Source organism: Bacillus sp. ISL-18, assembly GCF_018613415.1.
Taxonomy (GTDB): Bacteria; Bacillota; Bacilli; order Bacillales; family Cytobacillaceae; genus Neobacillus.
This window is the reverse complement of record NZ_JAGGQG010000010.1, coordinates 872288-893398: the sequence shown is the minus strand read 5'-3', so window position 1 is coordinate 893398 and position 21111 is coordinate 872288. Positions and strand designations below refer to the sequence as shown.

General features: G+C 40.9%; 13 protein-coding genes, 21 tRNA genes and 1 rRNA gene. 33 read left to right on the top strand and 2 right to left on the bottom strand.

Annotated elements, in window-relative coordinates:
• Positions 1-58 precede the first annotated feature (58 nt).
• From rrf to J7E81_RS17570, 27 genes are all read left to right on the top strand, one after another.
• Positions 59-174 (top strand): 5S ribosomal RNA (gene rrf, locus J7E81_RS17700).
• Between the two features lie 7 nt (positions 175-181).
• A tRNA-Val gene (locus J7E81_RS17695) sits at positions 182-257 on the top strand.
• A 19-nt stretch (positions 258-276) separates the two neighbouring features.
• Positions 277-349, top strand: a tRNA-Thr gene (locus tag J7E81_RS17690).
• A gap of 10 nt (positions 350-359) precedes the next feature.
• Positions 360-435, top strand: a tRNA-Lys gene (locus tag J7E81_RS17685).
• A gap of 35 nt (positions 436-470) precedes the next feature.
• Positions 471-555, top strand: a tRNA-Leu gene (locus J7E81_RS17680).
• 24 nt (positions 556-579) lie between these two features.
• Positions 580-654, top strand: a tRNA-Gly gene (locus J7E81_RS17675).
• A 5-nt stretch (positions 655-659) separates the two neighbouring features.
• A tRNA-Leu gene (locus J7E81_RS17670) sits at positions 660-748 on the top strand.
• Between the two features lie 17 nt (positions 749-765).
• Positions 766-842, top strand: a tRNA-Arg gene (locus J7E81_RS17665).
• A gap of 8 nt (positions 843-850) precedes the next feature.
• Positions 851-927: transfer RNA gene (locus J7E81_RS17660), tRNA-Pro, on the top strand.
• A gap of 17 nt (positions 928-944) precedes the next feature.
• A tRNA-Ala gene (locus tag J7E81_RS17655) sits at positions 945-1020 on the top strand.
• Between the two features lie 15 nt (positions 1021-1035).
• Positions 1036-1112, top strand: a tRNA-Met gene (locus tag J7E81_RS17650).
• Between the two features lie 23 nt (positions 1113-1135).
• Positions 1136-1209, top strand: a tRNA-Ile gene (locus J7E81_RS17645).
• Between the two features lie 18 nt (positions 1210-1227).
• Positions 1228-1320: transfer RNA gene (locus tag J7E81_RS17640), tRNA-Ser, on the top strand.
• A 177-nt stretch (positions 1321-1497) separates the two neighbouring features.
• Positions 1498-1571 (top strand) — tRNA-Met (locus tag J7E81_RS17635).
• 3 nt (positions 1572-1574) lie between these two features.
• Positions 1575-1651: transfer RNA gene (locus J7E81_RS17630), tRNA-Asp, on the top strand.
• A 6-nt stretch (positions 1652-1657) separates the two neighbouring features.
• A tRNA-Phe gene (locus tag J7E81_RS17625) sits at positions 1658-1733 on the top strand.
• A 31-nt stretch (positions 1734-1764) separates the two neighbouring features.
• Positions 1765-1840, top strand: a tRNA-His gene (locus J7E81_RS17620).
• A gap of 11 nt (positions 1841-1851) precedes the next feature.
• A tRNA-Gly gene (locus J7E81_RS17615) sits at positions 1852-1925 on the top strand.
• 6 nt (positions 1926-1931) lie between these two features.
• Positions 1932-2008: transfer RNA gene (locus J7E81_RS17610), tRNA-Ile, on the top strand.
• 26 nt (positions 2009-2034) lie between these two features.
• Positions 2035-2109 (top strand) — tRNA-Asn (locus J7E81_RS17605).
• An 11-nt stretch (positions 2110-2120) separates the two neighbouring features.
• A tRNA-Ser gene (locus tag J7E81_RS17600) sits at positions 2121-2211 on the top strand.
• Positions 2212-2221: 10 nt separating this feature from the next.
• Positions 2222-2293 (top strand) — tRNA-Glu (locus J7E81_RS17595).
• A gap of 700 nt (positions 2294-2993) precedes the next feature.
• The gene (gene glgB / locus J7E81_RS17590; protein WP_215044315.1) at positions 2994-4943 is read left to right on the top strand and encodes a 1,4-alpha-glucan branching protein GlgB; all 1950 of its coding nucleotides are present in this window, start codon (positions 2994-2996) and stop codon (positions 4941-4943) included.
• Positions 4885-6030 (top strand): glucose-1-phosphate adenylyltransferase, encoded by a 1146-nt coding sequence (locus J7E81_RS17585; RefSeq protein WP_215044313.1) that lies wholly within the window; start codon positions 4885-4887, stop codon positions 6028-6030. Before glgB ends, J7E81_RS17585 begins: the two co-directional genes overlap by 59 nt.
• A 45-nt stretch (positions 6031-6075) precedes the next feature.
• Entirely contained in the window at positions 6076-7107 is a 1032-nt protein-coding gene (locus tag J7E81_RS17580) for a GlgC family sugar phosphate nucleotidyltransferase (protein ID WP_215044311.1), read from the top strand.
• Positions 7104-8555: a glycogen synthase GlgA gene (gene glgA / locus J7E81_RS17575; protein ID WP_215044309.1), complete on the top strand. Its 1452-nt coding sequence runs from the start codon at positions 7104-7106 to the stop codon at positions 8553-8555. Before J7E81_RS17580 ends, glgA begins: the two co-directional genes overlap by 4 nt.
• Positions 8545-10941, top strand: coding sequence for a glycogen/starch/alpha-glucan phosphorylase (locus J7E81_RS17570; protein ID WP_215044307.1), 2397 nt, complete (start codon positions 8545-8547; stop codon positions 10939-10941). The genes glgA and J7E81_RS17570 overlap by 11 nt, the downstream gene beginning before the upstream one ends.
• 34 nt (positions 10942-10975) lie before the next feature.
• On the opposite strand, the gene J7E81_RS17565 is transcribed toward J7E81_RS17570, so the two are convergent.
• Positions 10976-11914 (bottom strand): 1,4-dihydroxy-2-naphthoate polyprenyltransferase, encoded by a 939-nt coding sequence (locus tag J7E81_RS17565; RefSeq protein WP_215044305.1) that lies wholly within the window; start codon positions 11912-11914, stop codon positions 10976-10978.
• Positions 11915-12256: 342 nt separating this feature from the next.
• Here J7E81_RS17565 and J7E81_RS17560 point away from each other — a divergent pair, with 342 nt between their 5' ends.
• The 6 genes from J7E81_RS17560 (at position 12257) to menC (ending at position 19977) form a co-directional block, all read left to right on the top strand.
• Positions 12257-13660 carry an isochorismate synthase gene (locus J7E81_RS17560; protein WP_251028675.1) on the top strand — a complete coding sequence of 468 codons (1404 nt, stop codon included), beginning with the start codon at positions 12257-12259 and terminating at the stop codon, positions 13658-13660.
• 2 nt (positions 13661-13662) lie between these two features.
• Entirely contained in the window at positions 13663-15414 is a 1752-nt protein-coding gene (gene menD, locus J7E81_RS17555) for a 2-succinyl-5-enolpyruvyl-6-hydroxy-3-cyclohexene-1-carboxylic-acid synthase (RefSeq protein ID WP_215044300.1), read from the top strand.
• Entirely contained in the window at positions 15411-16223 is an 813-nt protein-coding gene (menH, locus tag J7E81_RS17550; protein ID WP_215044298.1) for a 2-succinyl-6-hydroxy-2,4-cyclohexadiene-1-carboxylate synthase, read from the top strand. The genes menD and menH overlap by 4 nt, the downstream gene beginning before the upstream one ends.
• Before the next feature lie 13 nt (positions 16224-16236).
• The gene (gene menB, locus J7E81_RS17545) at positions 16237-17055 is read left to right on the top strand and encodes a 1,4-dihydroxy-2-naphthoyl-CoA synthase (RefSeq protein WP_215044297.1); all 819 of its coding nucleotides are present in this window, start codon (positions 16237-16239) and stop codon (positions 17053-17055) included.
• A gap of 330 nt (positions 17056-17385) precedes the next feature.
• Positions 17386-18864: an o-succinylbenzoate--CoA ligase gene (locus J7E81_RS17540; RefSeq protein WP_215044295.1), complete on the top strand. Its 1479-nt coding sequence runs from the start codon at positions 17386-17388 to the stop codon at positions 18862-18864.
• 6 nt (positions 18865-18870) lie between these two features.
• The gene (gene menC, locus J7E81_RS17535; RefSeq protein WP_215044293.1) at positions 18871-19977 is read left to right on the top strand and encodes an o-succinylbenzoate synthase; all 1107 of its coding nucleotides are present in this window, start codon (positions 18871-18873) and stop codon (positions 19975-19977) included.
• An 83-nt stretch (positions 19978-20060) separates the two neighbouring features.
• On the opposite strand, the gene J7E81_RS17530 is transcribed toward menC, so the two are convergent.
• Positions 20061-21110, bottom strand: coding sequence for a cytochrome d ubiquinol oxidase subunit II (locus J7E81_RS17530; protein ID WP_215044291.1), 1050 nt, complete (start codon positions 21108-21110; stop codon positions 20061-20063).
• Between the last annotated feature and the right edge of the window lies 1 nt (position 21111).

Genomic DNA, 21111 nt, shown 5'->3' with positions numbered 1-21111 from the left:
AAATTTCTCTTGCAAAATTAAAAAAAGACATTATAATAAAATAGTGTCGAATAAATAGTCTGGTAATTAAGGCGAGAAGGTCACACCCGTTCCCATACCGAACACGGAAGTTAAGCTTCTCAGCGCCGATGGTAGTTGGGACTTTGTCCCTGTGAGAGTAGGACGTTGCCAGGCTGTATATGGAGGATTAGCTCAGCTGGGAGAGCATCTGCCTTACAAGCAGAGGGTCGGCGGTTCGATCCCGTCATCCTCCACCATATATTTTCCTTACTTTACGCCGGGGTAGCTCAATTGGTAGAGCAACTGACTTGTAATCAGTAGGTTGGGGGTTCAAGTCCTCTCGCCGGCACCTTTAGTACGAGCCATTAGCTCAGTTGGTAGAGCATCTGACTTTTAATCAGAGGGTCGAAGGTTCGAGTCCTTCATGGCTCACCATAGTTTTTTACGTAAGTAAAATAACTATCAATATTGCGGGTGTGGCGGAATTGGCAGACGCACCAGACTTAGGATCTGGCGCCGCAAGGCGTGGGGGTTCGACTCCCTTCACCCGCACCATTTAAAAAGCAACGTAACATATATGCGGAAGTAGTTCAGTGGTAGAACACCACCTTGCCAAGGTGGGGGTCGCGGGTTCGAATCCCGTCTTCCGCTCCATATGTGCCGGGGTGGCGGAACTGGCAGACGCACAGGACTTAAAATCCTGCGGTAGGTGACTACCGTACCGGTTCGATTCCGGTCCTCGGCACCATTTAAGAAATAAATAATGCGCCCGTAGCTCAATTGGATAGAGCGTCTGACTACGGATCAGAAGGTTATGGGTTCGACTCCTTTCGGGCGCGCCATAATTTATCGGGAAGTAGCTCAGCTTGGTAGAGCACTTGGTTTGGGACCAAGGGGTCGCAGGTTCGAATCCTGTCTTCCCGACCATGTATTCAATTAATTTCGGGGTCTTAGCTCAGCTGGGAGAGCGCCTGCTTTGCACGCAGGAGGTCAGGGGTTCGATCCCCCTAGACTCCACCAATTTAATTTTATGATGGCGGTGTAGCTCAGCTGGCTAGAGCGTACGGTTCATACCCGTAAGGTCGGGGGTTCGATCCCCTCCGCCGCTACCAACTATTATTTAAATATTTTACTTGGACCTTTAGCTCAGCTGGTTAGAGCAGACGGCTCATAACCGTCCGGTCGTAGGTTCGAGTCCTACAAGGTCCACCTGAAGCTTAATAATGTGGAGGAATACCCAAGTCCGGCTGAAGGGATCGGTCTTGAAAACCGACAGGCGGGTTAAACCGCGCGGGGGTTCGAATCCCTCTTCCTCCGCCATATTATTCTCTTGGATTAATTTAATGCCTTTTATTATCGCGGGGTGGAGCAACCAGCGTTGCCTCTATGAAATTCTGCGAGTTGTACCCATCGAGCTGCTGCTTGATTAAGCTTTCTGAGATGGGGACAGTCAGTAACAAACATGGAGCATATTCCAAACTTAATACTTTTTATTATCGCGGGGTGGAGCAGTCTGGTAGCTCGTCGGGCTCATAACCCGAAGGTCGTAGGTTCAAATCCTGCCCCCGCAATTCGGTCTGGTAGTTCAGTTGGTTAGAATGCCTGCCTGTCACGCAGGAGGTCGCGGGTTCGAGTCCCGTCCAGACCGCCATATGATGGCTCAGTAGCTCAGTCGGTAGAGCAAAGGACTGAAAATCCTTGTGTCGGCGGTTCGATTCCGTCCTGAGCCACCATTAGTTTACTAATTAAATATAATAATTTACGGCGGCTGTGGCGAAGTGGTTAACGCACCTGATTGTGGTTCAGGCATTCGTGGGTTCGATTCCCATCAGCCGCCCCATTAAAAATTTTGCGGGTGTAGTTTACTGGTAAAACCTCAGCCTTCCAAGCTGATGTAGTGGGTTCGATTCCCATCACCCGCTCCAACATGTGGGCCTATAGCTCAGCTGGTTAGAGCGCACGCCTGATAAGCGTGAGGTCGATGGTTCGAGTCCATTTAGGCCCACCATAGTCATTTCAAAAAAAATATATTATTCCGCAGTAGCTCAGTGGTAGAGCTATCGGCTGTTAACCGATCGGTCGTAGGTTCGAGTCCTACCTGCGGAGCCATTTTATTTTATGGGGAAGTACTCAAGAGGCTGAAGAGGCGCCCCTGCTAAGGGTGTAGGTCGGGTGACCGGCGCGAGGGTTCAAATCCCTCCTTCTCCGCCATAAGATAAACGGCCCCTTGGTCAAGCGGTTAAGACACCTCCCTTTCACGGAGGTAACACGGGTTCGAGTCCCGTAGGGGTCATACAAAAAACTGGTAACAATTGTTATCAGTTTTTTTGTGCGTTTATAGACTTTTATTCAGTAGAATGTTTTATATAGAAAAACAACCTTGTGAAAGATAGACTTACCTTAAATCTTTCTAACTGGGCACAAAGTAAGAAGTGCAGCTGAAAAATGAGTGCTCTTAGATTATCGTAGCTTCTTATGATCAACCTCTAATTTAGTGCGACCTGCCCTAGGTAGGTGGCTATTTAATTATTCCTACAAATCCCTTTTATATATCCCTCTTCCTGAAGAAATAATAGTCCCATAGTACTAAAATTCATCCTACTTTTGTCCGCTTTTGCTACCTTTTATTTTCATTTTATACACTCTATTCATTATTTTAATATAACTTAATTATAACCCTTATTTTTTAGGAAACATTGATACCGTTTACATTTACTTCTTTTTACCTAAATATTTTACCTTAATTTTTATTATTAAAAAAATAACTTTCCAACACTAACTTAATGAAAATATTCAAAAAAAGATGCTAGATTCTTGTCGAATTATGGGGGAAAATTTGTGGTTTAGTGTCGTATGGTGTAGGGTATTGTAACTTAGTGGTCGAATTCATCAGTTATTGTCAAAAAAGATAAAAAAGTTTTACAAGGCATCTGGGCCATTTGCAATTATAATTGGTCAAAGAAATACATATTTTCAGTGAGATGAGGAGAGCCATGACGGTGAACACACTATTTCCGACAGATTATCAGCTGCACTTATTTCATGAAGGCAGCTTCTTCCAGAGTCATCAGCTTTTTGGCGCTCATATCTTTAAGAATTCCGATAAGGTCTATACACGATTTTGCGTTTGGGCTCCTAATGCCGCTAAGGTTAGGCTCGCGGGAAATTTTAACAACTGGAATGGTGAAGGATATGAACTGCAAAAGGTAAATGATGAGGGCGTTTGGGTCATTGTCCTTAATCAAGATGTAGAAGGCTGTATTTATAAGTACGAGATTATAACATCTTCAGGTGAAAAGCTCCTTAAGGCTGACCCGTTTGCATTTTATTCAGAATTAAGGCCTCAAACCGCTTCGATTGTATATCCCCTGAACAGTTTTGATTGGCAAGACGAACAATGGATGAATCGAAGAGAAAAAAAGAATGTGTTATCAGAGCCAGCAATTATTTATGAAGTCCATGCAGGATCCTGGAAGAAAAAAGAAGATGACAGCTATCTAACTTATAGGGAACTTGCCGATGAACTGATTCCTTATGTAATAGAGCATGGTTTTACCCACATAGAACTTTTGCCAATCATCGAGCACCCGCTTGATGCCTCATGGGGCTATCAGGGTACGGGTTATTTTTCTGTGACCTCCAGGTATGGCACACCGGATGATTTTAGATACTTTGTGGACCAATGCCATCAGCAAGGCATTGGTGTCATACTAGACTGGGTACCAGGCCATTTTTGCAAGGATGCTCATGGTCTTTACCGATTTGACGGGACCCATATTTATTCATATAGCACTGAAAGTGACAGAGAAAATGCTGTATGGGGTACGGCAAATTTCGATTTAGGAAAAGGTGAGGTCCAAAGTTTCTTGATTTCAAATGCATTCTTTTGGATCGATTACTTCCACATAGACGGCTTTCGAATGGACGCGGTCGCAAATATTATTTATTGGCCGGATACCACTAACGGAAAGCGCGAAAATCCCTTTGGAATTAATTTCTTAAAAAAGTTGAATAAAGAAGTACATGAGTTCGATCCCCATTTTCTCATGATTGGGGAGGATTCCACGGATTATCCTCAAGTAACAGCGCCAGTGCACTACGGCGGTTTAGGATTTGACTACAAATGGAATATGGGCTGGATGAATGACATGCTTGAATATATGGAAACACCGCCTTATTCGAGGTCACAGGTTCATTCTAAGGTAACGTTTTCACTTTTATATGCCTTTTTTGAAAATTTTATGCTTCCATTTTCACATGATGAGGTTGTTCATGGGAAAAAGTCCTTGCTGGACAAAATGCCAGGAGAGTATTGGGAGAAATTTGCCCAACTTAGGCTGCTGCTAGGTTATATGTTTGCCCATCCTGGAAAAAAATTATTATTCATGGGATTTGAAATTGGTCAATTTGCGGAATGGAAGGATAAAGAACAACTCGATTGGAACTTATTGGAATATGACATGCACCGCAATTTGAACACATATGTAAAAGTATTAACAAAGATTTATAAACGCTCAAAGGCACTATATGAATTGGATCATATCAGAGATGGCTTTGAGTGGATTGATGTGAATAACAGTTCCCAATCTATTTTTTCCTTCATTCGTAAAGGAAAAAAGGAAGAAGATACATTAATGATTGTTTGCAACTTTACGGGAGTAGGGTATCCAGTTTATAAGATTGGGGCTCCGAAAGCGGGCGAATATCGTGAAATTTTTAATAGTGATTACCAAGAGTTCGGTGGGACAGAAATGGTGAATAAGAAGACCATAGTAGCAGCTGAAGAGCCTTACCATGGTCAGCCATATTCAATAGAGATTGCAATTCCACCGTTCGGCTTTCAAATCATACGACCAGTTAAAAAGCGGAAGGAGAGAAAAGGTAATGGTAAAGAAAAAGTGCGTAGCCATGTTGTTAGCAGGAGGGAAAGGAAGCAGACTTAATTCGCTTACGAAAGAATTAGCGAAGCCTGCAGTACCTTTTGGAGGGAAATACCGAATTATCGACTTTACATTAAGCAATTGTACCAACTCTGGTATTGATACTGTTGGGGTACTAACCCAATATCAGCCGCTTTTATTAAACTCCTATATTGGTATTGGAAGTGCCTGGGACCTAGACCGAAAAGACGGCGGCGTAACGGTACTGCCTCCGTACGCTGAGTCTTCAGAAGTGAAATGGTATACCGGAACCGCCAGTGCCATTTTTCAAAATGTAAATTATTTAAAGCAATACCAGCCAGAATACGTTTTAATCCTTTCAGGTGATCATATTTATAAGATGAACTACGAAAGTATGCTTGAATACCATATCGAGAAAAGAGCCGATGCGACAATTTCTTTAATAGAGGTTCCATGGGCTGAAGCCAGCCGGTTTGGTATTATGAATACAAACGAGGAAATGAGAATTACAGAATTTGAGGAAAAGCCAAGCCATCCAAAGAATAATCTTGCTTCTATGGGGATTTATATTTTCAACTGGAGTATCTTGAAGGAATATTTGGAGATGGATGATCGTGATCCTAATTCAAGCCATGACTTCGGAAAAGATATCATCCCATTGCTCTTAGACGAAAATAAAAAATTGTTTGCTTATCCATTTAAAGGTTATTGGAAGGATGTTGGTACAGTCCAAAGCCTATGGGAAGCAAATATGGATTTATTGGGGGATGAATGTGATTTAGATTTATTTGAAAATGATTGGAGAATCTATTCTGTTAACCCCAATCAGCCGCCGCAATATATCTCTCCAGAAGCCATTGTAAAAGAGTCTATGATCAATGAAGGCTGTACGGTTGAAGGGAAGATAGAAAAATCCGTATTATTTCAAGGTGTGACAGTAGGGAAGAACTCGATTATTAAAGAGTCCGTCATCATGCCGGATGCTGAAATTGGTGAGAATTGTTTGATTGAAAAAGCAATTGTACCTGGAGAGGTCAAAATACCTGATGGGACAGTAATCCGCTCATTTGATGATGAGATTATCCTCGTAACGGATGAGATGCTAAACGGACTATACCCTGCATTATAGACTAAAAGAGACGGGTATTTAATAAAAAACAGGAGGGAATTTGGAGTGAAAAGAAAGCTATTAGGTGTTATAGATGCAACAACCTACCACGAAGATTTAGAGGATCTAGTAATCCATCGCTCACTCGCAGCATTGCCATTTGGAGGACGTTACCGTATTATCGACTTTGTTCTTTCAAGTATGGTCAATTCAGGAATTCGAAGTGTAGCAATCTTTCCAAAAATGCAATACCGCTCCCTCATGGATCATTTAGGTTCAGGGAAAAATTGGGATTTAAATCGTAAACGAGACGGGCTTTTCTTTTTTCCATCCCCTATTGTAGATACTGATGGTAATAAAATTGGTTCATTTGAACATTTTGCGGCTAATATGGATTATTTTTACCGAAGCACGCAAGAATATGCGATTATCTCTAACTGTAACACTATTTTCAATATGAACATCAGACCAATACTAGAGTGGCATAATGAAGCAAAGTGCGATATAACCGAAATCCGTCAGCAAGATGGACGCTCGATGGAAATGTATCTAATTAAAACGTCATTACTGATTAAATTGATTGAAACAAGACATGATACAGGGTACACCTGTATGAAGGATGTTGTAAATGATCTTTCTCATGAATATTCCATTTGTCACTATGAATATAACGGTTATTCCGTCATGATAGATTCGATTGACAGCTATTTCACCACTAGTATGAAATTGCTCGATCCAAAAATTTGGAAGCAATTATTTTTAAAAGACCAGCCAATTATTACAAAGGTTAAGGATGAACCGCCAACTAAATATGTCAAAGAGTCCGTGGTGAAAAATGCGATGATTGCTAACGGCTGTCATATTAGCGGGACTGTAGAAAACAGTATTGTCGCCCGTGGAGTGAAGATCGGTGAAGGGGCAGTCATTAAGAACTGCATTATTATGCAAAAGTGTCATATTGAGGAGAACTGTTATTTAGATTCTGTTATTTTAGATAAGGATGTAAAGGTAGAGGCAGGTACATATTTAGTAGGAAATGCACATGCCCCATACGTCATTCGTAAAGGAACGAAACAAGGAGCGCTGATGAACTCGTGAAAATTTTATTCGCTGTATCGGAATGTGGCCCATTCGCCAAGTCGGGGGGACTTGCAGATGTTGCCGGATCACTTCCAAAAGAATTAAAAAGCCTTGGTACTGATGTAAGGGTAATTCTTCCGAAATATGGGACTATTTCAGAAGAGTATAAAGGAAAAATGAAAAAAATTAAGGAATTTACCGTTTCTGTAGGCTGGAGAAATCAATATTGTGGGATTGAAGAGCTTACACACCAAGGTATTACCTATTACTTCGTTGATAACGAATACTATTTTAAACGAGAAGGTTTATACGGTTATTTCGATGATGGCGAAAGATTTTCCTATTTAAATCGGGCTATCCTTGAGGCGATTGCAGAACTTGACTTTTATCCAGATGTCCTGCATTGCCATGACTGGCATACTGCGATGATACCTTACCTTTTGAGAACGGAGTATTACAAGCGAAAAGGGTATGGATTGATTAAGACCGTCTTTACGATTCATAATTTGCAGTTCCAAGGAATTTTTCCAAAAGAAGTCTTGGGGGATTTATTGGGATTGGATTATACTTCATTCCAATCCGGCCATTTGGAATTTTTCGGGAATATTAATTTTATGAAAGGCGGTCTTGTGGCAGCGGATAAAATCACTACAGTAAGCCCTACTTACAAAGAAGAAATTCAAAGTCCTGCTTACGGTGAGAAATTAGACGGACTATTGCGTGCAAGAAACGAAGATCTCATTGGAATCTTAAATGGGATTGATGAAGAATTTTACAATTCAGCGATTGACCCATTAATCTTTCAAAATTATAAAGTAGATACCTATTCCAAAAAGGCAGTTAATAAAAAAGAAGTTCAAAAGCAATTTGACTTGCCACAGAGTGCTGCTACTCCTTTGCTTGTCATGATTACAAGGCTGACGAAACAAAAGGGTCTGGATTTAGTAAAGTGCGTGCTCCGGGAAATATTGCAAGAGGATGTTCAAGTTATTATACTGGGAACAGGTGATTTTGAATATGAAGAATATTTACGACAAGCAGCCCGGGTTTATCCTGATAAATTAAAGGTCTATACAGGATTTAGCGAGGAACTTGCCCATAAGCTCTATGCTGCTGCTGACTTGTTTTTAATGCCGTCTCAATTTGAACCATGCGGCCTCGGACAGATGATTGCAATGAGATATGGGGCGATACCAATCGTTCGCGAAACTGGCGGCTTAAATGATACTGTGAAAGCCTTTAATGAATATACTGGTAAGGGGAATGGCTTCTCCTTCCAAAACTTTAATGCTCATGACATGCTTTATACGATTCAACGGGCGCTAAGCTTCTATCATGATAAATCAGTTTGGGAAACGATTGTTAAGCAGGCGATGGAAAAGGACTATAGCTGGGCACAATCTGCCTTTAGTTATAGCCAGCTCTATGCGGAGCTCGTCTCAAGGAGTGAAACTCATGTTTTCTAGTAAAGAACTGTTTAAAAAGAACTTTCTGAAAAGACTTGAGATGCTATGTGGGAAGAGCTTTTCTGAAAGCTCTGCACGCGATCAGTATCAAACCCTTGGCAGCATGATTCGGGAGTTTGTCAGCAATGATTGGATTGCAACAAATGAACAATATCTTGCAGCGGAAGGTAAGCAGGTATACTATCTGTCCATTGAATATTTATTAGGTAAGTTATTGCGTCAAAATTTAATTAATTTAGGTGTAGAGGAAACCGTCCAGTCAGGAATGAAGGAATTAGGGATTGATCTGGATCAGCTTGAAGAGTTAGAAAGTGATGCAGGATTAGGAAACGGTGGATTAGGAAGGTTAGCCGCCTGTTTTCTAGATTCACTTGCATCGCTTAATTTGCCCGGACATGGACATGGCATTCGTTATAAGCATGGGTTGTTTGAGCAGAAAATAGTGGATGGCTATCAAGTGGAACTTCCTGAACAATGGCTGCGAAGCGGAAATGTTTGGGAAATTCGGAAGTTGGACAGTGCTGTTAAAGTGCCATTTTGGGGAAAAGTCGAATCGAGGTCGGAAAATGGTCGCCTTGTCTTTCATCATCTTCATGCTGAAACCGTTACAGCAGTCCCTCATGACATGCCAGTAATCGGTTATAACACATCAACTGTGAATACTTTGCGGTTATGGAATGCCGAGCCATCACAATTTCCAATCGATGCGGATATATTAAAATATAAGCGTGAGACAGAATCGATTTCTGAATTTCTATATCCTGATGATACCCACGACGAGGGAAAAATCTTAAGGTTGAAACAGCAATACTTTTTAGTGTCTGCCAGTATTCAATCCATTTTAAGAACCTACCGAAAACAACATACGAGCTTAGATCAACTGCATAAACATGTTTGTATCCATATTAATGATACGCACCCTGTATTGGCCATTCCAGAGCTTATGAGAGTCCTAATTGACGAGGAAGGGTATGAATGGGAACAGGCATGGGAGATAACGAAACAAACGATCTCATATACAAATCATACGACATTATCTGAAGCACTCGAGAAATGGCCCATTCATATTTTTCAACCATTATTGCCGCGGATATTTATGATCGTCGAAGAGATCAATGAACGTTTCTGTCGGGAACTGTGGAACCAAACCCCGGGCAATTGGGAAAGGATTAGTAATCTTGCTATTATCGCTGATAATTATGTGAAAATGGCCCATTTGGCCATTGTTGGAAGCTTTAGTGTTAATGGTGTCGCGAAGCTACATACCGAAATATTAAAAAAGCGGGAAATGAACCAATTTTATCAGCTATATCCGGAGAAATTCAATAATAAAACGAATGGCATTGCGTATCGCCGCTGGTTATTAAAAGCAAATCCAAGTTTATCTACCCTTATTACAGACGCAATTGGATCTTCTTGGACATCGTCAGCCGAAGAGCTTACTCATTTGCTTAAATATAAAAATGATACCTCCTTCTTAGATCAACTTTTACATATAAAAAATGAAAATAAGCAAAGGCTTGCCGAGATCATCTTAGATAAAACAGGGGTTAAAGTGGATACTGGGGCTATTTTTGACGTACAGGTTAAAAGGCTGCATGCCTATAAGCGACAGCTTTTAAATGTTTTACACATTATGCATCTATATAACCGGATAAAAGAAGATCCTAGTTATGCCATTGTCCCAAGGGTGTTTATTTTTGGTGCGAAGGCTTCGCCTGGTTATTATTATGCAAAAAAAATTATTAAACTTATTAACACAGTGGCTGAAAAAATTAATAATGATCCAATCGTTGGGGATAAGATAAAGGTGATTTTTCTGGAAAACTACCGGGTTTCTCTAGCTGAAAAGATTTTCCCAGCCTCAGATGTTAGTGAACAGATTTCAACTGCCAGTAAAGAAGCTTCTGGTACCGGGAATATGAAGTTTATGATTAATGGTGCCTTAACAGTTGGTACGTTGGATGGAGCTAATATAGAAATTAAAGAATTAGTCGGCCCATCAAATATATTTACATTTGGTTTAACTTCAGATGAAGTCCTCCATTATTATCAACATGGGGGCTACCATTCTCGAGAATATTATCATCATGATTATCGAATCAGGCAAGCAGTTGACCAACTTGTAAATGGATTCTTTCCTGGTGTTAATAATGAATTCGAACCAATTTTTGATTCATTACTTGAGGAAAATGATCAATATTTTGTTTTAAAGGATTTCGCTTCTTATGCAAAAGTGCAAGAGCAAATCGGTGAAACATTTACAGACAAGAGCGAGTGGCAAAAAATGAGTTTAGCTAATATTGCACAGGCAGGCTATTTTTCGAGCGATCGAACGATTAGGGAATATGCCGATGATATCTGGGGAATAAAATCCCTAAAATAAGTAAAAAGCTTCTGCCTGCTGGCAGAAGCTTTGTTTATGAAAAGAAGTGGCCAATGAAAATGCCGATTGCGAGTAGAAATCCAAAAATGGTATTGGTTTGAGCCGTTGCAATCATCGCGGGTGCCATTTTAATTGGCACATTATTCTCATTAAAACCTTTGATTGCTTTAATAGGCTTTGGAACACTTAAAATGACAATGGCTGTCCAGAATGGAGCAATACCACTAATAATTAGTCCCAAAATCCAAAGATAAGAAAAGGTAAACATTCCAGCTAGCAGATAAATGGCTTTCTTTTTACCTAATAAAATAGCTACCGTCTTACGGCCATTTTCTTTATCGCCATCAAGGTCACGAATGTTATTGGAAAGCATAATCATTCCGACTAAAACCATACTAGGCACGGATAGAAGAATACTTGAATGATCGACTGTACCCGTTTGAATAAAGAAAGATATTAAAATAATCAGCATGCCCATAAAGAATCCAGAAAGAATTTCACCAAATGGTGTGTAGGCAATCGGAACAGGACCACCGGTGTAGAAATAGCCTACAGCCATACAAACCAATCCTACAATGGCTAACCACCAGCTGCTATTGGCACAAATATATACTCCTAACAATAAAGCGATCGTGTAGAACCCAAAAGCAAGATTGATAACGGTTTTTGGTTTAATCCCATCCCTGACAATCGTTCCACCAATTCCAACCGATTCTTCGGTATCTAATCCTCGTTTATAATCGAAATACTCGTTAAACATATTGGTTGCCGCTTGAATTAACATACTGGCAACTAGCATAGCAATAAACAGGCCAATGTGAACATTACCGGTTTTAAATGCCAATGCCGTACCAAGTAGAACTGGTACAAATGATGCCGTTAGTGTATGAGGACGGGTCATTTTCCACCAAACTTGAAACCCGCGGTTAGCTTCAACGGACTGCTTTGAGTTTTGCTGTATATTTGACTCCATTACTGCTCCCCCTTATCAATTTTCTGTCTATATAATGAAGTTTTATAGTATTAAGAGTTTTATTCCCACACCTAAGTGTATGGAATTCCATGTTTAGTGTCAATTAATTTTTGTTTTCAAAACTAGAAGATAATCCCTGTTCGATTATTATCTGTTTTTCGTGGAAAACTGAAGGAATAAAACCGCTCGCACCCTTCTTTAAGCATTTTGATATATAATAAGGAATAAAGCTGGTCAGATAGTGACAAGTATTATTGACTTATTTACAATGGGAGTAGTATCTTAGAATAGGCTTTAAGATGAATGGATAACAGTCATTTCGGCTGTTTTGGAGGGATTTGTTTGATTACCATTCAAGAAACAGAAATAAAAGAAAGGGGTCTTTTAGGGGCAAAACGGGCTAGAGAATTAGGCCGTCCAATTTTAATGAGTGAAGTTCATAAAATGGACACGACCAAACCTTTCTCCTTTTTTAATACCGGAAAAGACCATTATTGCGGGGAACGTTTTTTTTGGAAGGACCCGACAAATGAGATGGTTCTAGTGGGACTTGGAATTTCAAAGCAATTTCAATCGGATCAGGCTGCTGACCGCTTTTTTCGTGTTGAAAAAGAGTGGAAGAGCTTTTTAAAAGATAGTTTTATTTTTAATGATTATCAGGTCGACGGTGTTGGACCTCTGATGTTTGGAGGCTTTTCGTTTGATCCTTTTAAAGAAAAAACCGATCTTTGGACCAAATTTGCAGATTCTTTATTTCACATACCTAAATTCTTATTGAGTATCGTCCAGGGTGAAACCTATTTAACCACAAATATTATCTTTACACCGAATGATGATCTGTCCTTATATAGCAAGAGTATGGAAGAAAGAAATCAACTGCTTTATTCTTTAAGAAACAAACGTATCACCAACTCTCCCACAGTAATCCGGAAAGATGAAGTCTCTCCTGATAAATGGAAACAAACGGTTGATGGAGTGGTGAATGAATTAACACATGGTGGTCCATTGAAGAAAGTCGTACTTGCTCGAGAACTTAGACTTGTGGTTAGTTCGGAAGTAGAAGCAGAATCTGTCCTGGAGAATTTATATACACAGCAGCCGGCCAGCTATATTTTTGCGTTCGAATCAAATGGAGATTGTTTTATAGGGGCCTCGCCGGAACGTCTAATCAAAAAGCAGGGGGATGAAGTTTATTCAACCTGTTTGGCTGGTTCGATTCCCCGTGGGCAAACAGAGGAAGAGGACCAGGTTTTAGGACAAACTCTTCTATCAGACCAAAAAAATCTAAAGGAACACGGGTATGTAGTCGAGATGATTAAGGGAGCACTTGGGCAATCCTGTAAAGAGGTTATTCTCCCAGATCACCCACAACTAATGAAAATGCGGGATATTCAGCACTTATACACTCCAGTAATTGGAAAGTGCGGTCCAAACACCTCCCTTTTACTGCTTGTGGAGAAGCTTCACCCTACACCTGCACTTGGAGGACTTCCCAAAGCTTCAGCCGTAGAAAAGATAAGAGAAGTTGAACAACTGGACCGAGGTCTATTTGGCGGTCCGCTCGGCTGGGTCGATTACCGGCAAAATGGTGAATTCGCGGTAGCTATTCGATCCGGGCTTATTCAGGGAGATGAAGTTTCTTTGTTTGCCGGATGCGGGGTAGTAGCGGATTCCCAGTCTGAAGAAGAATATTTAGAAACAAGTTTAAAGTTTAGACCAATGCTTCGGGCCCTTGGAGGAAGATAATTATGAATCATCAAGAATCATTAACGGCATATATTGCAGCTTTTGTTTCAGAACTTGTTTTAACGGGTATTACGGATGTAGTAGTCAGTCCAGGTTCTAGGTCAACTCCGATGGCAATGGTCATGGCGGAGCATCCTGATTTAAAAGTTCATATCCATGTGGATGAGCGTTCTGCCGCATTTTTCGGTTTGGGTATGGCAAAAGCAAAAAACAAGCCAGTAGCCATTTTGTGCACATCCGGTACCGCAGCCGCAAATTATTTTCCAGCAATTGTGGAGGCAAAATATTCACGTGTCCCTTTGTTGGTACTAACTGCTGACAGACCACATGAATTGCGAGAGGTGGGTGCTCCGCAGGCAATTGATCAGCTTCATTTGTATGGCCATCAGGTAAAATGGTTTGCTGATATGGCGCTGCCGGAAAAAAGCAATGAAATGCTGCGCTATGCAAGGACGATTTGTGCAAGGGCAGCCGCGATTGCCACCCAAGCACCGGCCGGTCCCGTTCATTTGAACTTTCCATTCCGTGAACCGCTCATTCCGAAAGTGGACGAAACTATTTTTGAACTCTCTGAACGGCCAAAGGGATATGTTAAGGTCCAAAATGGAGATTTAACCTTAAGTGACGAAGAGTTTAAAGAAATTGCCAGTGAATTGGCTGGAAAAGAAAAAGGAATCATTGTATGCGGTCAGTTAGCGGATGAGAAATTTGCGGAAGCAGTCACCGAACTTGGAGCTCTTTTAAACTATCCAATTTTAGCTGACCCGTTATCGCAATTACGAAGCGGGAGCCATTCGTTTGAGAATGTTATGGAGGTTTACGATACTTTTTTAAGAAATGAAGATGCCAAGTCCTTTCTAAAGCCGGATGTTGTCTTAAGATTTGGGGCAATGCCGGTTTCAAAAGCGTTAACAATATTCTTAAAAGATAATCATGGTGCTGCTCAATTTGTCATTGACGGCGGAGGAGGCTGGCGGGATCCTTCGGCATTATCAACCAATATGATCTTTTGTAATGAAACCTATTTTTGTGAAAAATTATTAACCTATATGGGCGCTAATTCCTCTTCTGTTTTTTTAGACGATTGGAAAAATGTGAACCGGCTTACAAAAGAAAATATGGCCGTAATCAGAGATGAAAAAGAATTAAGTGAAGGTAAGCTATTCTATCAATTAGCAGATATGCTTCCCGAAGAAGCAACTCTTTTTGTAGGTAACAGTATGCCAATCCGTGATTTAGATAGTTTTTTCTTAAGCAATAATAAATCGATTAAGGTAATGGCTAATCGAGGGGCTAATGGGATCGACGGGACCGTTTCAACTGCCATCGGTGCTGCTGTTTATACTAAATCCTTATATTTAGTGCTGGGGGATTTAACCTTTTTCCATGATTTAAATGGTTTGATTGCAGCCAAGCTTTACGATATTGATATCCATATCATTCTTGTTAACAATAATGGGGGCGGAATCTTTTCTTTCCTTCCACAGTCAGAGCATCCTAAACATTTTGAATTATTGTTCGGTACACCATTGAATATTAACTTTGAGCATGCTGTTAAAATGTTTAATGGACATTACACTAAAATAGCAAATTGGGATCAGCTTGCCGACCTTTTAAAACAAAGTCACCAGCAAAAGGGTATCCATGTTTATGAGGTTGAAACAAATAGAGACAGAAATCGGGATGAACATCGTGAATTTTGGCATTCTGTTTCCCAGGAAATATCAAATCTTGTCATTGGAGAGCAGGAATGATGGTAAATGTCGGTGGGATTCGCTTTCATCTAGAGGTTTCTGGTGAAGGTTTTCCCCTTGTCTTACTGCATGGTTTTACAGGAGATTCATCTACCTGGGCATCATTTTTTGATAAGTGGGGCAGCCACTCAAGGTTAATTGTTCCTGATATTATTGGACATGGCAGGACGGAATCACCTGAAGACCTAAAGCATTATCAAATCGAATCCATGGCACAAAGCCTAAATAAGATTTTGGAGAAAACTGGTGTTCACCAAATAGACCTGCTTGGCTATTCAATGGGCGGCAGATTGGCCCTAACGTTTGCCGTGATGTTCCCAAACCGTGTCCGAAAGCTAATCTTAGAAAGTTCTTCTCCTGGTCTTGAAACAGAGAGTGAAAGAGAAGTTCGCCGTATGAATGATGCAAAACTTGCAAAGTTTATAGTAGAAGAGGGTTTGGAATCGTTTATTAATTATTGGGAGGATATCTCCTTGTTTAAGACGATGAAGAGACTTCCTGTTTCCGTACAAAACAAAGTAAGAGAACAGCGATTGAGGAATTCCCCCCGGGGGCTTGCCAATAGTTTACTTGGGATGGGAACAGGTTCACAGCCATCATGGTGGAGGGAACTTAGCGGCTTAAAATGTGAGGTCTTACTGCTCACTGGTGAGGAAGATTTAAAGTTTGGCCGCATTGCAGAATCTATGACAGCTAGGATAAAGAATGCAAAATGGATGGTCGTCCAAAATAGTGGACATGCAATTCATGTGGAAGAATCAGAAAAGTTTGGTACAATAGTAAGTGACTTTTTGTCGAATAAATTATAAAGGAGGATTTCTTTTGACAGTAGAATGGGTTCCAGTTAAAAAATACGAAGAAATTCTATTTGAATCTTATAATGGGATTGCAAAGATTACCATCAACCGTCCACACGTACATAATGCTTTTACACCAAGGACCGTGATGGAAATGATTGATGCATTTGCATATGCACGTGATGATTCAAGTATTGGTGTGATTGTATTAACAGGTGCCGGTGAGAAAGCATTTTGTTCCGGTGGAGATCAAAGTGTAAGAGGCCATGGGGGATATGTAGGCGACGACCAAATCCCGCGTTTAAATGTTTTAGACCTGCAGCGCTTAATTCGGGTTATTCCAAAACCGGTAGTAGCGATGGTAAAAGGATATGCGATTGGCGGCGGTCACGTTTTACATATTGTTTGTGATTTAACCATTGCAGCAGATAATGCTGTTTTTGGGCAAACAGGTCCAAAAGTAGGAAGCTTTGATGCAGGATACGGCTCCGGCTACCTAGCGAGAATTGTTGGCCATAAGAAGGCTCGCGAGATTTGGTATCTCTGCCGTCAATATAATGCCCAGGAAGCCATGGATATGGGCTTAGTCAACACCGTTGTACCATTAGAACAAGTAGAAGAGGAAACCATTAAGTGGTGTGAAGAAATGCTTGAGAAAAGTCCAACGGCACTTCGTTTCTTAAAAGCAGCTTTTAACGCTGATACGGATGGTCTTGCTGGTATTCAACAATTTGCCGGTGATGCGACTTTGCTATACTATACAACGGATGAAGCAAAAGAAGGCCGCGATGCCTTTAAAGAAAAACGTAAACCTAATTTTGGTCAATTCCCGCGTTTTCCTTGATTTGAAGATTCTTTTCTGCAGCTTGATGGTCTCCATCAGGCTGTTGTTTTTATCTAAGGCTGTGTTAATCCTGAACGTTGATTTCCGCTCCAGGCGGCTTCGCTTTCCCCGGGCGTGCCGGGGAGCCTCCTCGGCGCACTTGCGCCTGCGGGGTCTCCCCTGCCCCGTACTCCCGCAGGACTTTGAATTTGCATCCTCGAATCCGCCCACGCACGAAGGAAATGCGATAGCATTTTCGAGGAGTCTTCGCCGCCTTCCGCTCCAATCAACATGCTAAAAGTTAACACTAACCTTTAACACAGCCTTATCTAAAGAAAAGAGGGTACAAAAATGCAAACTGAAACAATGCCTAACTTATTAATAAAGCGTGCACATTTAACGCCCAATCGAACTGCCATTTATTTTCAGGATCAAATGTTAACTTTTCGTGATTTATATGAGCGTTCCTTGGAAGTAAGCGGGAGACTTCAAGCTCTTGGTATTCAAAAGGGACACTTTGTGGGAATTTTATTAAAGAATCATTTGGACACGGTCACGATTTTATTTGGTCTACAGTTATTAGGAGTAAGGGCCGTTATTTTAAATAATCGGCTGACGGCAGCAGAACTGGTTTGGCAAATAAAGGATTCGGAATCTGCCTTTCTTATTCTTGAAGATTCCTTTTCTGAGACGAAAAATATTATTAATCAGCAATTGGACTACTTGCCGACTATTACGAAAGCTCAACTCTTTCAATTAGAACCAGAAGAACCATCTATTCAAGAAGAAATCAGTCTTACTGATATTTGTACCATTATGTATACATCAGGCACGACGGGAAACCCAAAAGGAGTGATCCAGACCTACGGGAATCATTGGTGGAGCTCAACAGGTTCAGCCTTGAATCTTGGAGTAATGGAAAGTGATTGCTGGCTTTGTTCGGTTCCTCTTTTCCATATAAGTGGTTTTTCTATTTTAATGCGCAGTGTAATATATGGAATGCCAATTGTTCTCCATGAAAACTTTGAGATTGAACGAACTATTAAAGATATTTCGCTTAAACAGGTAACCATCATGTCAGTAGTAGGTACCATGCTTTCGCAAATTGTGGAGGCGTTAGATAGTAGGCGTTTACCTGGTCATTTTAGGTGCATGCTGTTAGGAGGAGGACCAGCGCCATTACCATTGTTAGAGGCGTGTGTAAGTAAGGATATTCCCGTTTTTCAATCATACGGAATGACCGAAACCTCCTCGCAAATCGTTACGCTCTCGCCGGAAGACAGCTTGCAAAAACTTGGCTCTGCCGGAAAGCCGTTATTCCCTTCACAGCTAAAGATTGAGCTTGAAAATGGGGAAGCGGCGAAAGCAGGGACTGCTGGTGAAATTATCGTTAAAGGACCAAATGTTACTCCTGGCTATTTAAACCGACCAGATGCAACTGCAGAAAAGATACATGAGGGCTGGCTTTATACAGGAGATATTGGTTACTTGGATGAAGAAGGTTTTTTGTTTGTAAAAGATCGGCGCAGTGACTTAATTATTTCCGGCGGGGAAAACATTTATCCGGCTGAAATTGAAGCTGCCCTGCTTTCACATCCGGATGTATTGGATGCCGGTGTGACTGGAATCGAGGATAAAAAATGGGGACAGGTGCCTGTAGCCTTTATTGTAAAAAAGAAAGGCAGGAATTTATCAAGTGAGGTCCTGCAGCAATTTTTGATGGAACGTCTTGCCAAATATAAAGTGCCCAAGATTGTTTATTTTACAGAACAGCTGCCCAGAAATGCCGCAAAAAAATTGCTGCGTAGAAAACTTAGAGAGTGGGTGTAAGGCAAAATGAAAATCGCTCAAGTGGAGCTTTTTATTATTGAAATGCCCTTAAAATCCCCCTTTATCACACACTTAGGCAGCGTGACTCACCGTGAAGGAATCATTGTAAAGATTACCGATCATGACGGCCTCACAGGGCTGGGCGAGGGGGTGGCTTTTTCAACCCCCTGGTATACCGAAGAGACCGTTAAAACAAGTTTACATATGATTACGGATATATTAATCCCATTGCTGAAAAAACACCCAATTGAGCGGCCAGAGGAGGCAGCACAGCTTTTTAAATCGATTAGAAGAAACCATATGGCGAAGGCGGCCCTTGAAACAGCCTTATGGGACTTATATGCTAAACAACATTCATCCCCCTTATCAATGATTCTTAACGGTACCCAATCCATAATTGCGTCAGGTGTTGTCGTTGCGACTAATTCTCCTGCCAATGCCATTAACCAAATCGAGCAGTATTTAAAAGAGGGATACCAGCGAATTAAAGTGAAAATTAATCCCGAACAGGATTATTCTTTTTTAGCTGAGATCCGTAAGGAATATCCGCAACTGCCAATTATAGCAGATGCTAATTCTTCCTATACATTAAAGGATATTGACCGGCTAAAGGCTTTAGATGAATTTAACCTGCTTATGATCGAGCAGCCGCTTGCCCAAGATGACATCATTGAACATGCTGCCCTCCAAAAAGAAATATGTACGCCGATTTGTTTGGATGAGAGTATTGTTAGTTTTGAAGATGCAAAAAAGGCAGTCGAGCTTGGCAGTTGTCAGGTCATTAATATCAAAGTAGGCCGGGTAGGCGGTCTATATGAAGCCAAGCAAATTCATGATTACTGCTTGGCCAAGCATATTCCTGTCTGGTGCGGGGGCATGATCGAGTTTGGCATTTCCCGGGCCCATAATATTGCCCTCGCATCATTGCCAGGTTTTACAATTCCGGGTGATATATCTGCTTCGAATCGCTTTTGGGAGGAAGATATCATTTTGCCAGAGGTTCAGGTTGAAAATGGTTATATTAAGGTGCCAGCTGAACCTGGTATAGGGTTCAGCCTTAATGAAAAAAGGCTGCAAGAAACGTTATTATCCAAGAGAACTTTTCAATTTTAGAAAAATAATAAAGGTGAGTCAGGACGTCCTGGTTCACCTTTATTTGTCTGGATGGCTAACAGCATACATACGACACGCATGATCTATTTTCGGGATTCAGTTACCTTTCTCCGTCTTAGGTACCGTTTATCATTCATAAACAAGCTCCAAAAATAAATAAAACCCGGAAACAATATAGCGAATCCAGCAACATAACTAAAAAAAACTGCACGGAAAGAATTAGGATCTGTAAAAGCCGAATGGATCGTTACTTCCGGATAGACGATATAGGGCAAATGAGCTTTTCCATAAACGTAACTTGCCACCAAATATTGAGCGGTAATGGCTATTACAGCTACCCTTGGTCGGCCTTTAATGTTCTTCTTACCAGAAGGAAAGAATAAACCTATACCTCCGATAAGAAAACAGCCTAGTGATAGAAAGAGAAGAGGAAGGTCTTTCATCATTTTATGGAAAATCCACCCTGCTTCTTGTTTTAGGGTAAGCATAATGAGGAAAGCCATCAATAAAGAAATAGGTCCAATGATTATAGCATCACGCCGATAAACGTTATAGGCTTCATATTCCTCGGATGTCTTTGAATAATCCGCCAATAAAAGCGAGGAAAGAAAAAGTGTGCTTGTTATGGCAAATCCGAAGAAGGCATATTCATTTAGACTTGTGAAAAGTCCGGCTAAGTCCAACGTTTGCTTGTCTGTTGAAAAATCAACATATTTCCCATGAGTAATCGGTAAAACACTAATCAGTAATCCGGGAATGATAATCCCGGTTATACCGGAAATATAGGTTAGCGGTTTTTTATATTCATCAGCGATATGAGAAAAAACGAGAAATGCACTCCTGATGGATAATAGTAATAAAATTAGACTGCCAGGAATAAGCAGAATGGTTCCAAGTGTGTAAGCCCCATAGGGAAACATACTATAAATGGCCACTACTAGTGCCACAATAAAGGTATTGGTCACCTCCCATGTAGGAGAAAGGTAACGGTTGGCAATATTGGTCGCTTTCGTTTTTTCTCGGTTAAAATAAACCATGGACCAAAACCCTGCACCAAAATCCATTGTAGCCATAACCGCATAAATGAAAACAAAGCCCCAGAGTACTGTTATGGCAAGATAGGCGTTCAACATA

Bases quoted from the DNA above. Each gene is read 5' to 3' on its own strand.
- glgB (WP_215044315.1), top strand. From the start codon at position 2,994: ATGACGGTGAACACACTATTTCCGACAGATTATCAGCTGCACTTATTT.
- J7E81_RS17585 (WP_215044313.1), top strand. From the start codon at position 4,885: ATGGTAAAGAAAAAGTGCGTAGCCATGTTGTTAGCAGGAGGGAAAGGA.
- J7E81_RS17570 (WP_215044307.1), top strand. From the start codon at position 8,545: ATGTTTTCTAGTAAAGAACTGTTTAAAAAGAACTTTCTGAAAAGACTT.
- J7E81_RS17565 (WP_215044305.1), bottom strand. From the start codon at position 11,914: ATGGAGTCAAATATACAGCAAAACTCAAAGCAGTCCGTTGAAGCTAAC.
- menD (WP_215044300.1), top strand. From the start codon at position 13,663: ATGAATCATCAAGAATCATTAACGGCATATATTGCAGCTTTTGTTTCA.
- menH (WP_215044298.1), top strand. From the start codon at position 15,411: ATGATGGTAAATGTCGGTGGGATTCGCTTTCATCTAGAGGTTTCTGGT.
- J7E81_RS17540 (WP_215044295.1), top strand. From the start codon at position 17,386: ATGCAAACTGAAACAATGCCTAACTTATTAATAAAGCGTGCACATTTA.
- menC (WP_215044293.1), top strand. From the start codon at position 18,871: ATGAAAATCGCTCAAGTGGAGCTTTTTATTATTGAAATGCCCTTAAAA.
- J7E81_RS17530 (WP_215044291.1), bottom strand. From the start codon at position 21,110: ATGTTGAACGCCTATCTTGCCATAACAGTACTCTGGGGCTTTGTTTTC.